The sequence below is a fragment of the Microbacterium yannicii PS01 genome (assembly GCF_000304335.1).
Taxonomy (GTDB): Bacteria; Actinomycetota; Actinomycetes; order Actinomycetales; family Microbacteriaceae; genus Microbacterium; species Microbacterium yannicii_A.
In genome coordinates this window covers 1-14028 of the sequence record NZ_CAJF01000007.1, presented here as the reverse complement: position 1 = coordinate 14028, position 14028 = coordinate 1, and the positions used below count along the sequence as shown (strand labels likewise).

General features: G+C 70.3%; 15 protein-coding genes. 8 read left to right on the top strand and 7 right to left on the bottom strand.

Annotated features, from left to right (window positions below; all coding sequences use genetic code 11):
* Positions 1-27: 27 nt before the first annotated feature.
* The gene (locus WYM_RS05325) at positions 28-462 is read left to right on the top strand and encodes an SHOCT domain-containing protein (protein ID WP_019179800.1); all 435 of its coding nucleotides are present in this window, start codon (positions 28-30) and stop codon (positions 460-462) included.
* 33 nt (positions 463-495) lie between these two features.
* Here WYM_RS05325 and WYM_RS05320 read toward each other — a convergent pair whose 3' ends face one another.
* Complete coding sequence (locus WYM_RS05320) at positions 496-1359, bottom strand: PHP domain-containing protein (RefSeq protein ID WP_019179799.1); 864 nt, start codon at positions 1357-1359, stop codon at positions 496-498.
* A gap of 74 nt (positions 1360-1433) precedes the next feature.
* Between WYM_RS05320 and WYM_RS05315 the strand changes: the two genes are divergently transcribed.
* From WYM_RS05315 to WYM_RS05305, 3 genes are all read left to right on the top strand, one after another.
* Positions 1434-2456 carry an endonuclease/exonuclease/phosphatase family protein gene (locus WYM_RS05315; RefSeq protein ID WP_019179798.1) on the top strand — a complete coding sequence of 341 codons (1023 nt, stop codon included), beginning with the start codon at positions 1434-1436 and terminating at the stop codon, positions 2454-2456.
* A 61-nt stretch (positions 2457-2517) separates the two neighbouring features.
* The gene (locus WYM_RS05310) at positions 2518-4023 is read left to right on the top strand and encodes an aminopeptidase P family protein (protein WP_019179797.1); all 1506 of its coding nucleotides are present in this window, start codon (positions 2518-2520) and stop codon (positions 4021-4023) included.
* 111 nt (positions 4024-4134) lie between these two features.
* Entirely contained in the window at positions 4135-5874 is a 1740-nt protein-coding gene (locus WYM_RS05305) for a gamma-glutamyltransferase family protein (RefSeq protein ID WP_051008071.1), read from the top strand.
* A gap of 19 nt (positions 5875-5893) precedes the next feature.
* Here the strand turns inward: WYM_RS05305 and WYM_RS05300 are convergent, their stop codons facing one another.
* Positions 5894-6568, bottom strand: coding sequence for an alpha/beta family hydrolase (locus tag WYM_RS05300; protein ID WP_019179795.1), 675 nt, complete (start codon positions 6566-6568; stop codon positions 5894-5896).
* 9 nt (positions 6569-6577) lie between these two features.
* Positions 6578-7222 carry a general stress protein gene (locus WYM_RS05295; RefSeq protein WP_019179794.1) on the bottom strand — a complete coding sequence of 215 codons (645 nt, stop codon included), beginning with the start codon at positions 7220-7222 and terminating at the stop codon, positions 6578-6580.
* Between the two features lie 40 nt (positions 7223-7262).
* On the opposite strand from WYM_RS05295, the gene WYM_RS05290 reads away from it, so the two are divergent.
* Genes WYM_RS05290 through WYM_RS05280 form a run of 3 tightly spaced genes read left to right on the top strand, consistent with a single transcriptional unit; the run spans position 7263 to position 10260 of the window.
* Positions 7263-8579 carry a magnesium transporter MgtE N-terminal domain-containing protein gene (locus WYM_RS05290; protein ID WP_019179793.1) on the top strand — a complete coding sequence of 439 codons (1317 nt, stop codon included), beginning with the start codon at positions 7263-7265 and terminating at the stop codon, positions 8577-8579.
* Complete coding sequence (locus WYM_RS05285) at positions 8579-9112, top strand: DUF1003 domain-containing protein (protein ID WP_019179792.1); 534 nt, start codon at positions 8579-8581, stop codon at positions 9110-9112. The genes WYM_RS05290 and WYM_RS05285 overlap by 1 nt, the downstream gene beginning before the upstream one ends.
* Positions 9109-10260: a P-loop NTPase gene (locus tag WYM_RS05280; protein ID WP_019179791.1), complete on the top strand. Its 1152-nt coding sequence runs from the start codon at positions 9109-9111 to the stop codon at positions 10258-10260. The genes WYM_RS05285 and WYM_RS05280 overlap by 4 nt, the downstream gene beginning before the upstream one ends.
* A 45-nt stretch (positions 10261-10305) precedes the next feature.
* On the opposite strand, the gene WYM_RS05275 is transcribed toward WYM_RS05280, so the two are convergent.
* A complete protein-coding gene (locus WYM_RS05275) occupies positions 10306-10698 on the bottom strand; it encodes a hypothetical protein (RefSeq protein ID WP_019179790.1) in 393 nt (130 codons plus the stop codon).
* A 73-nt stretch (positions 10699-10771) separates the two neighbouring features.
* Between WYM_RS05275 and WYM_RS05270 the strand changes: the two genes are divergently transcribed.
* Positions 10772-11407, top strand: coding sequence for an O-methyltransferase (locus tag WYM_RS05270; RefSeq protein ID WP_019179789.1), 636 nt, complete (start codon positions 10772-10774; stop codon positions 11405-11407).
* Positions 11408-11451: 44 nt separating this feature from the next.
* On the opposite strand, the gene WYM_RS21380 is transcribed toward WYM_RS05270, so the two are convergent.
* From WYM_RS21380 to dapE, 3 genes are all read right to left on the bottom strand, one after another.
* Entirely contained in the window at positions 11452-11625 is a 174-nt protein-coding gene (locus WYM_RS21380) for a DUF3117 domain-containing protein (RefSeq protein ID WP_019179788.1), read from the bottom strand.
* A gap of 95 nt (positions 11626-11720) precedes the next feature.
* Entirely contained in the window at positions 11721-12938 is a 1218-nt protein-coding gene (locus WYM_RS05260) for a hypothetical protein (protein ID WP_019179787.1), read from the bottom strand.
* On the bottom strand, positions 12920-13996 hold the full coding sequence (dapE, locus tag WYM_RS05255; RefSeq protein ID WP_019179786.1) for a succinyl-diaminopimelate desuccinylase: 1077 nt from the start codon (positions 13994-13996) through the stop codon (positions 12920-12922). The genes WYM_RS05260 and dapE overlap by 19 nt, the downstream gene beginning before the upstream one ends.
* Between the last annotated feature and the right edge of the window lie 32 nt (positions 13997-14028).

Below are 14028 nucleotides of genomic sequence, written 5' to 3'. Positions count from 1 at the left end.
GACCTCGCAATCTACGAAAGGCAGATCGTGCGCTTCATCGATGCTGTGACCACCAGCTACGAGTACCAGGGTTTCTGGGGCTCGTTCTGGGATCTCATCTGGTGGTTCCTGTGGGCATTCGTGTTCATCTCGTACCTCTTCGCTCTCTTCGCCGTCATCGGCGACCTGTTCCGCGACCACAAGCTCAACGGCTGGGCCAAGGCGATCTGGATCATCTTCCTGATCTTCGTCCCCTTCCTGACGCTGCTGGTCTACCTCATCGCTCGCGGCCGGGGCATGGCCGAGCGCGGCGCCGCCGAGGCGAAGCAGGTGCAGAAGGCTCAGGACGCCTACATCAAGTCGGTCGCCGGCGGCTCGGCAGCCAGCCCTGCCGAGGAGATCGCCAAGGCGAAGTCGCTCCTCGATAGCGGCACCATCTCGCAGGCCGAGTACGAGGCGCTGAAGGCCAAGGCTCTCGCCTGACTCCCTCGCGCTCCGGAACGCCCTCGTCCGCCCTCACGGGAAGACGGGGGCGTTTCCCGTTCCGCGCTCGATGATGCGGGCGACCATGTCATCCGCGGTGGTGTTCTCGCCTGGCTGGTTCGGCTTGCCGAGACCGTGGTAGTCGCTCGATCCGGTCACGATCAGGTCGCGCTCCGCGCTGAGTCGGCGCAGCGTGCTGAGGCCCGGCTCGACGTTCTCTCGGTGACCCAACTCGAATCCGGCCAGCCCGGCTCGCAGCATCCGCTCGATAAGACGTGTGGGCAGCAGCCCGGCCCGCCCCGCGGGATGCGCGATGATGGGCACTCCCCCGGCGCTCACGACGAGTTCAACGGCGGTCACCGGATCAGGGGCGTACAGGGCGACGTAGTAGTCGCCGCCGGGGCTCAGGATGCTCGAGAAGGCCTCGGCGCGATCACGCACCAGGCCCCGGGCCACGAGCGCGTCGGCGATGTGCGGCCGTCCGACCGTCGCGCCATCCGTGGTCTGCGCGACGATGTCGTCCCACACCACGTCGTAGTCCCGCGAGATGCGGTCCGCCATCAGCCGCGCACGGTCGAGGCGCGACGAGCGGATGCGCTCGGTCATGGCTCGCAGCGGTCCGTCGTCGGGATCGATCAGATACGCCAGCACATGGACGCTGCGCCACTCGTGCCGCGCGGAGAGCTCCATTCCGGGCACGAAGGTCATGCCGAGTGATGACGCCGCCTCCGCCGCCGCCGCCCACCCCGATGTCGTGTCGTGATCGGTGAGAGCAGCCGTGCGCACCCCGTGGGCGTGGGCGGCCGCCATGACGTCGGCCGGGTGCTGCGTGCCGTCCGAGAACGCCGAGTGCAGGTGCAGATCGCTCGGTCCCTCGAAGCGATGGGTTCCCGGCATCCTCCGAGCGTAGCGCGGCGAAACGCGGCCCCGCGCTGACCGATCTCCCAGCCTGCTCGCATAGAGTCGCGGTCGTGCTTCGCCTCTTGGGGATCCTCGTGACCGTGCTCTGCGCGATCACCGCGGCCATCCTCACCTGGCCGGCGTTCTTCCGGCTCGAGCGCTACTTCCCGATCGCGCAGATCGTGTCGTTCCGCGGGATCGTCGCGGCCGCCTTCCTCGCGGCGGCGATCCTGGCGCTGCTGCTCGCCTTCGCACGACCGATGCGCGCCTTCGCGCTCTCGATCGCCGTCGTCGCCGCGATCGCCGCAGTCGCCAACATCGCGGTCATGATGGCGCGCGGAGGCACCGGAACGGACGGCCTCCCGGCGAAGACCGAGGCCAGCGTGCGGGTCATGACGTGGAACACCGCAGGGCCGGCCACTCCGCCCGAGACCATCGCCAAGATCGCGGTGGCGATGGATGCCGACATCGTCGCACTGCCCGAGACCACGATCGAGACCGGCGAGAAGGTGGCCATCGCCATGCGCGACCTCGGCCACCGCATGTGGGCGCATCATGCCGAGGACCCCTCGACGGAATGGGACGCGGGATCCACGACGCTGCTGATCTCGCCCGACCTCGGCGACTACGCGGTGATCGAGTCCTCGCTCGACGGCTCGAGCAACACCTCGACCGTGCCGAGCGCAGTGGCCATGCCCACCGACGGACGCGGCCCGGTCGTGGTCGCCGTTCACGCGGTCGCGCCCCGTCCGAGCTACATGCAGAGCTGGCGCGACGACCTGCGGTGGCTCGCGGATCAGTGCGGCGACACGAACGTCATCATGGCGGGCGACTTCAACGCGACGGTCGACCACATGTCGGGCCTCGGCGTCGACGGCGGCACCCTCGGGCACTGCGCCGACGCGGCGGTCGTCACCGGCAACGGCGCCGTCGGCACGTGGTCGGCGGCCATGCCGTCCTTCATGGGAGCGCCGATCGACCATGTCATGGCATCGCCGCACTGGGAGGCGACCGGCTCGCTCGTGCTCCGGTCGCTCGACGGCTCCGGCTCGGACCACCGGCCCCTGATCGTCCAGTTCGAGCCCGCCGGCTGACGCGTCGCCCGTGGCCTCTCCGGGACCTGGCGCACCTGCGACGGCGTGCCAGACTGGAGGCATGAGCAGCGCAGCCGACCGCACAGCGGGCATCACGGCCGAAACGGCCACACCGGGCGACACGATCGCCGAATCCCAGCCGGACGCTCCCGCGCAGGCGGCCGTCGAGGCTCCCGCGGAGGCTACCGACGCCCCGCCGGCATCGACCAGCACCAACCGGCGACAGCCGTTCGGCCAAGGGTTCCTCGACACGATCTCGACCGGCTGGGCGGATCGCCCCGAGCTCTCCCCGCCCGCCCGTCCTCAGGCGGCGTTCGCGGCGGCCCGCCGCGCCGAGGTCTCCGCGGCCTTCCCAGGACGCCGCCTGGTGATTCCCGCGGGCGAGCTGAAGCAGCGCAGCAACGACACGGACTACCCGTTCCGCGCGCACTCTGCGTTCTCGCACCTGACCGGCTGGGCGTCCGATGCCGAACCGGGCGCCGTGCTCGTCTTCGAACCGGCTGAGACGGGTCACGAGGTCACGCTGTACTTCCGCGAGCGTGCGGACCGCACGACGAGCGAGTTCTACTCGGATGCCTCGATCGGTGAGTTCTGGATCGGGCCTCGGCCGGCCCTGGCCGGCGTGGCCGGCGATCTCGCGGTCGCGACCGCGCACGTCGACGACTTCGAGAGCCTCGACGGCGACGTCGTCCTCGACGAGGACGACGAGCTCACGCGCTTCGTCTCGGAGCTGCGCCTCGTGAAGGACGAGTACGAGATCGAGCAGATGAAGCTCGCCGTCGAGGTCACCGCGCGCGGGTTCGACGACATCGTGGCGAACCTCGACCGGGTCGTGCAGCACCCCCGCGGCGAGCGGGTCGTGGAGGGCGTGTTCCATCAGCGCGCGCGTGCCGACGGCAACGCCGTCGGGTACGACACGATCGCCGCATCGGGTCCGCATGCCTGCTACCTGCACTGGACGCGCAACGACGGCACGGTGGCGCCAGGAGATCTCATCCTGATCGACGCGGGTGTCGAGGTCGACAGCCTCTACACGGCCGACATCACCCGGACCCTCCCCGTGAGCGGCCGATTCACCGACGTTCAGCGCCGGATCTACGAGACGGTGCGCGAGGCCGCCGACGCCGCGTTCGCCGCTGCCCGGCCCGGGGTGAAGTTCCGCTCGGTCCACGAGGCGGCGATGCAGGTCATCGCGCGGCGGGTGGCCGAGTGGGGACTGCTCCCGGTGAGCGCCGAGGAAGCGCTGGATGCCGACCGCGGCGGTCAGCATCGCCGGTACATGGTGCACGGCACCAGCCACCATCTCGGCATCGACGTCCACGACTGCGCTCAAGCGCGGCGCGAGATGTACTACGACGGACTCCTCGAGCCCGGCATGGTGTTCACCATCGAGCCCGGCCTGTACTTCCAGATCGACGACATCACGGTGCCCGAGGAGTATCGCGGCATCGGCGTGCGCATCGAGGACGACATCCTCATGACCGAACGCGGGCCGGTGAACCTGTCGGCCGACATCCCGCGCACGGCCGATGAGGTCGAGGCCTGGATCGCCCGTCTCGCGCGCTGACCCTTCCCCCACCCTCGGTACGTTGACCCTCCCCATCGGTTGTTGAGCTTGTCGAACTACACACCTCCACCCTCGTTCACGACGCGGCCGACGCTGTCGGGCACGTTCGGCATGACCGCGTCGACCCACTGGCTGGCGACCGCGAGCGCACAGTCGGTGCTCGAGCGCGGCGGCAACGCCTTCGATGCCTCTGTCGCGGCGGCGTTCGTCCTGCACGTCGTCGAGCCTCATCTGAACGGACCCGGCGGCGATCTCGTCGCCCTCTTCCACGAGAGCGGGGCCGCTGCGCCGACCGTCCTGATGGGCCAGGGACCTGCGCCCGCCGGCGCCACGATCGAGCACTTCCGAGGTGAGGGACTCGACCTCGTCTCCGGCGCAGGGGGGCTCGCCGCCGCGGTTCCGGGAGCAGTCGACGCGTGGCTGCTCCTGCTGCGCGACCACGGCACGTGGGAGCTCGCCGACGTGCTGGACTACGCCATCGGCTACGCGCGGGACGGGCACCCGCTCGTAGCGGGTGCGGCGGCCACCATCGCGAAGGTCGCGCAGCTGTTCCGTGACGACTGGACGAGCTCGGCCGACCTCTGGCTCGTCGACGGCGAGGCACCGCTAGCGGGTGACGTGGTCCGCAACCCCGCGTACGCCGCCGTCCTGGACGGCCTGGTCCACGCCTCGTGCACGGTGCGCGACGACGGGCCCGTCGGTCGCGCGGCGCGGATCGATGCGGCGCGCAGGGAATGGAGGAACGGCATCGTCGCGCACGAGGCATCCGCGTTCCTCGCCACTCCTCACCGTCACTCCGACGGCGCACTCCACGCCGGAGTCATCACTCCCGAGGACTTCGCGGCGTTCGATGCGGGTTACGAGCCCGCCCTCACGCGAGAGTTCCGCGGTCGAACGATCGCGAAGGCCGGGGCATGGACGCAGGGGCCTGCCCTGCTCCAGACCCTCGCCCTGCTGGAGCCGCTCGACGACGACCTCCTCGACCCGTCGCAGGAAGCCGGAGCTCACACGATCCTCGAAGCGCAGAAGCTCGCCCTCGCCGACCGTGACGCCTGGTTCGGCGACGCCGACGTCGACGTCGAGGCGCTGCTGTCGGAGGTCTATCTCGCCGCGCGGCGCGCGCTCATCGGCCCCACGGCGTCGGACGAGTATCGGCCAGGCGAGCTCCCGGGTCGCGCTGCCTTCCATCCTCCGCTGCGGACGTCGTATGAGGTGCCCGTGGCGGGCACCGGCGAGCCGACCGTCTCGGACAGCGGCGAGACGCGCGGCGACACGTGCCACCTGGACGTCATCGATCGGTGGGGCAACGTCGTCTCGGCCACGCCCTCCGGCGGCTGGCTGCAGTCCTCGCCGACGATCCCCGCGCTCGGCTTCTGTCTCGGAACGCGCCTGCAGATGACGTGGCTCGAGCCCGGGCATCCGTCATCCCTCGTCCCGGGACGACGCCCCCGCACGACGCTCACGCCCACGCTGGTGCTGCGCGAGGGCGTGCCGGAGTTCGCGATCGGGTCACCGGGCGGCGACCAGCAGGATCAGTGGCAGCTGCTCGCCCTCCTTCGGATCATCGTCGGGGGCTACTCGCCCCAGCAGGCGATCGATGCCCCGGCGCTGCACACCACATCGATGCCCAAGTCCTTCTGGCCGCGCACGTGGACGCCGGCGGGTGCCGTCGTCGAGGACCGGCTCGGCGAGACCGTCATCGAGGGCCTCGTGCGCCGCGGCCACGTCGTCACGCGTGCGGGCGCATGGACACTGGGGCGTGTGTCGGCCGTCGGGCGCGATGCCGACCGCAGCGTGCTGTGGGCCGCCGCGAATCCTCGCGGCATGCAGGGCTACGCCGCGGGGCGCTGAGCCGACGCGGCGGAAGGATTCACGCGCGCCGCCACATCCAGCCGGCGACCAATGGGGCCAGGGCAGCGCCGACCTCGTCGGCCGGGCGCTTGCGCCCTTTCACCTCGAAGGAATGCCCTGCGCCGTCGATCCACGCGATCTCGGCGTCCTGGCACGAGGCCACCGCCTCTTCGAGCTGCGAGTGCGGGTCGATGAAGGGGTCCGTGGTCCCCTCGACGAACAGCTGCGGAGGCGAGACGGCGGGCAGGTGGGCGGCACGAGCCTTCTCAGGGGCGCCCGGGGGATGCAGCGGATAGCCGAGGTACACCAGTCCCGCGGGCGCGATCGCCCCTTCGGCCGCAGCCATCGATGCCATGCGTCCGCCGTAGGACTTGCCGGCGGAGAAGATCGGACCATCGGCGAGATCGGCGGCGCGAGCCATGACCGCGGCCCACGTGATCACGGCGTGGGCGGCGGGCCCGGGCATCCGACGCCCCGCCTCGATATAGGGGAAGTTGAACCGCAGCGTTGCCACGCCCTCGCGCGCGAGTCCGCGGGCGAGGCCCTCGAGGAACGGATGCCGATACCCCGCCCCCGCGCCGTGAGCGACCGCGGCGAGCGCCCATGGTTCGGGCGGCCGCGTCACCGCGGCAGAGACCTCCACGGGGCCGGCGGGCAGTGCCACGCCGATCCGCGTCAGCTCGGTGTCGCTCACCGGACGCGCTCAGGCGCGATCGCGGTCGTGGCCGGCGTCAGGAGCCGCTTCGCCGGACGGCCGCGGCTCCTCCTGAGTCGCGACGCGCTCGCCGTACTTCGGCGGTTCCTCCACGGGATCCGGTCGCTGCGCGTCGGGATCCGGCCGCGGGGCCTGCGTGCCGGCCGTCGGCTCGGCAGTCGCACCCTGAGGGCCGAGCACCTGACGCGCGCGCTGCAGGCTCGCAGCCGAGACGGTCACCTCGTAGTGGTCCGCGACGACCTGCATCACCGAGGCGTAGTCACGCCGGCGGCGCACGAAGGAGTAGGTGATGATGCTCAGCAGCATGCCGATCGCGATGCCCACGAACAGGACGCCGACGAAAGCCTGGATCGGGACGGACGGCGACCCGATCACGAGGATCGCGGAGAAGAGCAGGCCCAGCAGCAGACCGTTCACGGCGCCGGAGCGCGCGGCAGCGGCGTAGCCCAGCCGCCCGGTGATCCGCTCGATCGAGCGCAGGCCCTGCCCGACGATCGCGATGTCGCGGGCGGGAACGTCCGCGGCGATGAGCGACGACACCGACTTCTGCGCGGCCTCGTACGTGGGAAAGCTGGCGACAGCCGTTCCCACCTCTTCCGAGCCCTTGGGGAAGCGGCCTCCCATCATGGTCATCTCCCCATCCTCCCATGGCACCCGGACTACGCTGGGACGTGTGAGCACGCAGAGGGTTTTCGTCGCGCGCCTGTCCGGGTGCTCCGTCTTCGACCCCGCAGGCGACCGCCTCGGGAAGGTCCGAGACGTCGTCGTCATCTACCGGAAGGACGACCCCCCGCGCGTCATCGGCCTGGTGGTCGAGATCCCCGGCCGCCGCCACGTGTTCGTCTCGATCGGGCGGGTGACCTCCATCGCGACGGGCCAGGTGATCACGACCGGACTCATCAACGTGCGCCGCTTCCAGCAGCGCGGCGGCGAGGTCCGGGTGATGGCCGAGCTGCTGGGCCGCAAGGTGTTCTTCGCCGACGGTTCGGGCACCGCGGTCATCGAGGACGTCGCGATCGAGCGGAACCGCCTCGGCGAATGGGATGTCGGGCAGCTCTTCCTGCGCAAGCCCAAGACGAGCGCGTCGCCCTTCGCGAAGGGACCGACCACATTCGCCGCGTGGGAGGACGTGCGCGAGAGCCAGGTGCCCGGCGAAGCCCAGTCGGCTGAGCAGCTCGTGGCGACCTACTCCGAGCTGCGGCCCGCCGATCTCGCGAACACGCTGCTCGATCTTCCCGAGGAGCGCCTTCTGGAAGTCGTCGAAGAGCTTCCCGACGACCGGCTCGCCGATGCGCTGGAAGAGATGCCGGAAGAGGATCAGGTGCACATCCTCGAAGCCCTCGACGACGAGCGCGCCGCCGACATCCTCGATGCGATGGAGCCCGATGACGCGGCTGACGTGCTCGGCCAGCTCCCCGAAGAGCAGCGGGAGGAGCTCCTCGAGCTCATGGAGCCCGAAGAGGCCGAAGACGTGCGCGCTCTGCTGAAGTACGGGCCCGACACGGCGGGCGGACTCATGACGAGCGAGCCCATCGTCCTCTCCGCCGATGCCACCATCGCCGAGGCACTCGCGCTCATCCGACGGCACGAGCTGCACCCCGCCCTGGCAGCTGCGGTGTTCGTCACGCTGCCGCCGTACGAGACGCCGACCGGGCGGCTCCTGGGGACCGTGCACTTCCAGCGGATGCTGCGCTATCCCCCGCACGAGCGCCTCGGCGCCCTGATCGACGACACGCTCGACCCCGTTCAAGCGACGGCATCGGCGGCGGAGGTGGCGCGGCTGCTCGCCTCCTACGACCTCGTCGCGCTGCCGGTCGTCGATCCTGCTTACCGCCTCGTCGGCGCCGTGAGCGTCGATGACGTGCTCGACTACCTCCTGCCCGAGGACTGGCGGTCGCACGACGGCGATGACGAGCACCGCGCTGCTCCGGCGACGGCGGCCACCGCTCTTCCGGCACTGGGCGACAAGGGCACCAGGAGGCGGCGCTGATGGCCCGCACGACCCGCCGCCCGTCGCTCGACGCGCCCCGGGGCCGTTCGGGGATGCTGCAGCGATCGTCGCAGCCGTCGAGCGATCGTTTCGGCCGCTTCTCGGAGTCCTTCGCGCGCGCCATGGGGACGTCGGGGTTCCTCATCGGGATGACGATCTTCGTCGTGCTCTGGCTCGCGTGGAACACATTCGCTCCGCGCGAATGGCAGTTCGATCCGCGCGAGTTCAACTACACACTGCTGACGCTCATCCTCTCGCTGCAGGCGTCGTACGCGGCTCCCCTCATCCTTCTGGCGCAGAACCGGCAGGACGACCGCGACCGCGTCCAGATCGAGCAGGACCGCCAGCGTGCCGAGCGCAATCTCGCCGACACCGAGTACCTCGCCCGCGAGGTGGTGGCCCTCCGGATGGCGGTGAGCGACTTCTCGTCCGAGGTACTCACGCGTGACGCGCTCCGCACGGAGCTTCGAGCCCTCCTCGACAAGCTCGAACGCCAGAGCGAGGAGAGACCCGAGGACGGCTCGAGCCGATGACGACCGCCAACGCGGACGACGTCCGCCGCGCGGTGGGCGCCGTCTCCGACCCCGAGCTGCGACGCCCGATCGGCGAGCTCGACATGGTGCGTGACATCTCGTTCCAGGACGGCGTCGCGCGCGTCGGGATCGTGCTGACCATCGTCGGCTGCCCGGCCGCGGACCGCATCGCCTCCGATGTGCGGGCCGCCGCGGCATCCGTTCCCGGCGTGACCGAGGTCGCGCTCGACGTCGGGGTGATGTCGCCGCAGGAGCGCAAGGCGCTGACAGAGCGCCTGCGCGGCGGGAAGACGCGCGAGATGCCGTTCGGCCCCGGCACGCTCACCCGCGTCATCGCCGTCACCAGCGGCAAGGGCGGCGTGGGCAAGTCCACGGTCACCGCGAACCTCGCGGCCGCGCTGGCGGCACGGGGACTGGCGGTCGGGCTCATCGACGCCGACGTGCACGGGTTCTCGATCCCAGGCCAGCTCGGTCTGGTCGACGCAGACGGATCCGTGCCGCAGCCCACCCGCATCGACGACCTCATGCTCCCGCCTGTCGCGTTCGGCGTGAAGGTCATCTCCATCGGCATGTTCCTGCGCCGCACCGGCGGCGAGGGGCCGCTCGGCGCCGTCGCCTGGCGCGGGCCGATGCTTCACCGCACGGTGCAGCAGTTCCTCACCGACGTCTACTTCGGCGACCTCGACGTGCTGCTTCTCGACATGCCGCCGGGAACCGGCGACGTCGCGATCTCGGTCGGCCAGCTCCTTCCGAACGCGGACGTGCTCGTCGTCACGACTCCTCAGACGGCCGCCTCCGACGTCGCTGTGCGCAGCGGCCTCGTAGCGCGTCAGACCGGCCAGCGCGTCATCGGCGTCATCGAGAACATGGCCGCGATGACCCTGCCCGACGGCACCACGCTCGAGCTGTTCGGCAGTGGGGGCGGCGATGCGGTGGCCGGCGCGCTGACCACGGCGGATGGCGAAGTCGCGGTGCTGGCCTCGGTGCCCCTCAGTCCGACTCTTCGCCAGGATGCGGACGCGGGCATTCCGGCCGTCCTGGCCCACCCCGACGATCCCGCCGCTCAGGCGATCGACCGCGTCGCGACGCAACTCGCGGCTCAGCCTCGAGGCCTCTCGGGCCGCGCGCTCCCGTTCCGGCCGAACTGACATCCCGGCCGCGGCGCGTGCCGGTCGTCCGATACGCCGTGCCGCTCAGGTGGCTTCGGTGTCGTACGGCGTCGGCTCTGCCGAGGGACCGCGGAACGGAGAGCGGACCGGCGCGGCCGGCGTCGTGCCGGACGCCGTCACCGCGCCCGCGGCCTGCGCCGCCCGCACCGTCGGGACCGGCGCGTCGTCGAGGAGAGCCTCCCGGATGATGCGGCGTGGATCGTATTGACGCGGGTCGAGCGTGCGCCAGTCGACGTCGTCGAAGTCTTCGCCCATCTCGTCTCGCACGCGCGTCTTCGCGCTGGAGACCCAGTCCTTCGCGCGACGCGTGAACGACGCCAGGGCCTCGGCGTATCGCGGGAGGCGCTCCGGCCCGATGATGAGCGCAGCGATCAATCCGATCAGCAGCAGCTTCTCGATCGTGAGGCCGAAGATCATGACATCAGATTACCCGCCGCGCCTGTCCGGGCAGCACGGTGACGCCGCGTAGGCTGGCGGGCGGAGGATTCGGATGGGAGAGCAGAGCGCGAACCAGCGGTTCGTCGATGAGGCGACGGTCGAACCCGATCACATCGCGCGGGCCCGCGCCCACGCGCTCGAACTCGGAGCGGCACCGATCAGCCCCGCCGTCGGCGCGCAGTGCGCCGTCCTCGCCGCCGTGTCGAAGGCGCTGAACATCGTCGAGATCGGCACGGGCGCGGGTGTGTCGGGCCTGTGGCTGCTGCGCGGTTCACCGCGCGCGACGCTCACCACGATCGACAAGGAGCCCGAGCACCTCGGCGCCGCACGCCAGGCCTTCGCCGAAGCTCGGATCCCACCAGCTCGTGCTCGCTTCATCACCGGCCGCGCCTCAGACGTGCTTCCTCGCATGAACGAGGCGTCGTACGACATCGTGCTGGTCGACGCCGATGCCGAGGGAGTGATCGAATACGTGGAGCACGGACTGCGCCTCGTCCGCCCGGGCGGGATGGTCCTCGTGCCGCGGGTCCTGGCCGGCGGGGCGGTCGCCGACCCGGTACGACGCGATGCCGTCACGACCGCCTACCGCTCGCTCATCCAGGAGACCCAGGCATCCCCTGCGGTCCTCGGCGCGCTCTCCATCACGGGTGAAGGCCTGCTGCAGCTGACGACGGTCGCGACCGACTGAAACGAGAAACGGCCGGTCCGAAGACCGGCCGTTCCGCGTGCGACTCACGCCGCGTTGACGACGCCACCCAGCACGTCGTAGAGCTCCTTGGCCTCAGCGTCGTTCACGGAGACGACGAGACGGCCCCCACCCTCGAGCGGCACGCGCACGATGATGAGGCGACCCTCCTTCACGGCCTCCATCGGCCCGTCTCCGGTTCTCGGCTTCATGGCTGCCATTGCGGCTCCTTTTCATCGATGGTCTGCGTCAACCAGTTTATCGTGAGGGTGCTCTCATCGGCGTGCGCCTGGGGAAAGCGGCATCCGTGGCGACATCACGGAACCTGCCAGATCGTGTTCCCGAGCGCGTACATGTTGTAGATCCACCACCATTGGCCGACGATGCAAGCCCCGAGGACGCCGAACCGCCAGATCGGCGAGCGGGGAACCGCGAACGCGCCCCACAAGGGCGACAGGGGCACCAGCAGACGGAAGATGCTGGATTGCGGAAAGAACACCAGGAGCAGGTAGACGAGATAGCTCGCGCTCCACAGGCGGATCTCGACACCCAGCGCACGCACCTGCGGCGCGAGCAGCAGCGCCGCGGCGACGGCGAGGACCCCCACGCCGAGCGCAACGTAGCCGAGAGCAGCCGGAAGCTGCCAGACCGAGGCGAACCAGAAGGCGGACGCCGTCACGAACCCTTCGAACGGGAAGAAGGCGGCATCCCCCGGGATCCAGTTGCGCCGCCACGCCAGCTCGGTCGACAGGTAGGCGCCGGCCTCCCCCGTGACCCAGCCCGCGATGAGCTGCCACGCGAAGCCGGCAACCGCGGCCAGCACCCCGAGGGTGACGATGTGCACCACTTCGCGCCTGCGCAGCGGCTCCCGGTCGCGGGTGAACCACCGCCAGATCCCGAACAGACCGAGAAAGAGCGAGAACGCGAGGACTCCCGGTCGCGTGAAGGCCATGAGCGGGATGAGCGCGTAGAGCCAGGCGTAACGTCGACGCATCACGCACCACAGGGCGAGGAATAGCCACAGCAGATTGAGGGACTCCGCGTAGCCGACCTGGAACAGCGCCGCCAGAGGAGCGAACGCGAAGAACACCACCGACCAGGTCGCCGCCTGGTCGTCCAGCTTCAGACGCAGAAGGTGATACAGGACGACGGATGCCGCGTACCCGGCGAGGAGCGAGACGATCAGTGCCCCCATCGCCCAGTGTCCGAAGGGCAGACCCACCAGCTTGGCGAGGTAGGCGAACAGCGGCATGAACGCCCATGCGTTCTCGGCGATCTGCCCGGACTCGGTGCGAGGCAGGTCCGAGGGGTAGCCGACCTCAGCCAGGTACCAGTACCACTGCCCGTCCCAGGCGACGATCACGTCGACGAGGCTCGCGCCGTCGCCCATGCGTGATCCGGCGCCCGAGAGCTCGGCGGCGAGCAGCAGCAGAGCCGTCGTGACGGCGCGCGCAACCAGGTAGATGATTCCGATCCGCAGGGCGATGCGTGCCGCCCCGGGCGCTGGAGTAGAGGTCAGCTGCCCGTCAGCCATGCGCGCAGGCCCCGCTCGACCGACTCGATCTGCGCCAGCGGCACCCGCTCATCATCGTGGTGCGCCAGCTGCGGGTCGCCAGGGCCGTAGTTCACGGCGGGCACGCCGAGGGCGCTGAAACGAGCGACGTCGGTCCAGCCGTACTTCGGGCGCGGCTCTGCACCGACCGCGGCCAGGAACTCCTGCGCGAGCGGAGCATCCAGGCCAGGACGCGCGCCGGCGGCGGCATCGACGATCTCGACCTCGAAGCCGGCGAAGACATCGCGAACGTGGGTCTCCGCTTCCGCGAGGTCGCGGCTGGGAGCGAAGCGATAGTTCACCTCGACCTCGCACAGGTCGGGAATGACGTTGCCGGCTATCCCGCCGCGGACCCGGACGGCGTTGAGACCCTCGCGGTACACGAGACCGTCGACCGGGATCTCGCGAGGCCGGTACTCCGAGAGGCGCTGCAGAATCGGGGCCGCCTTGTGGATCGCGTTCTCCCCCACCCAGGCGCGGGCGCTGTGGGCGCGTACACCGTGGGTGCGGACGAGAACACGCAGATTGCCGTTGCAGCCGCCTTCGACCTGACCGTTGGACGGTTCGCCGAGGATCGCGAAGTCGCCGGCGAACAGGTCGGGGCGGGTGCGAGCCAGGCGCGTCAGCCCATTGAGGTCGGCGTCGACCTCCTCGTGGTCGTACCACATCCACGTGATGTCCACGCGGGGCGCGACGAGCTCCGCTGCCAGCTTCAGCTGCACCGCGACACCGGCCTTCATGTCGACCGTGCCACGGCCCCAAAGGAAGGGTTCGCCTTCCTCGACGGTGTCGCGCGTGGGCAGATTGCCGTTGAGGGGAACGGTGTCGATATGCCCGGCGATCACCACGCGCTGAGCGCGTCCCCGCTGTGTGCGGGCGACGATCGTGTCGCCGTCCCGATGAACCTCGAGGTGGGGCAGACGGCCGATCGCCGACTGGATCGCGTCGGCCAGGACGGTCTCGTCGTCCGAGACGCTCGGGATGTCGCAGATCGTACGCGTGAGTTCGACGGTTGATGAGTTGAGATCGAGCTCGGGCATTTCTCGAGTCTATCGAGGGATGAAATGCGCTC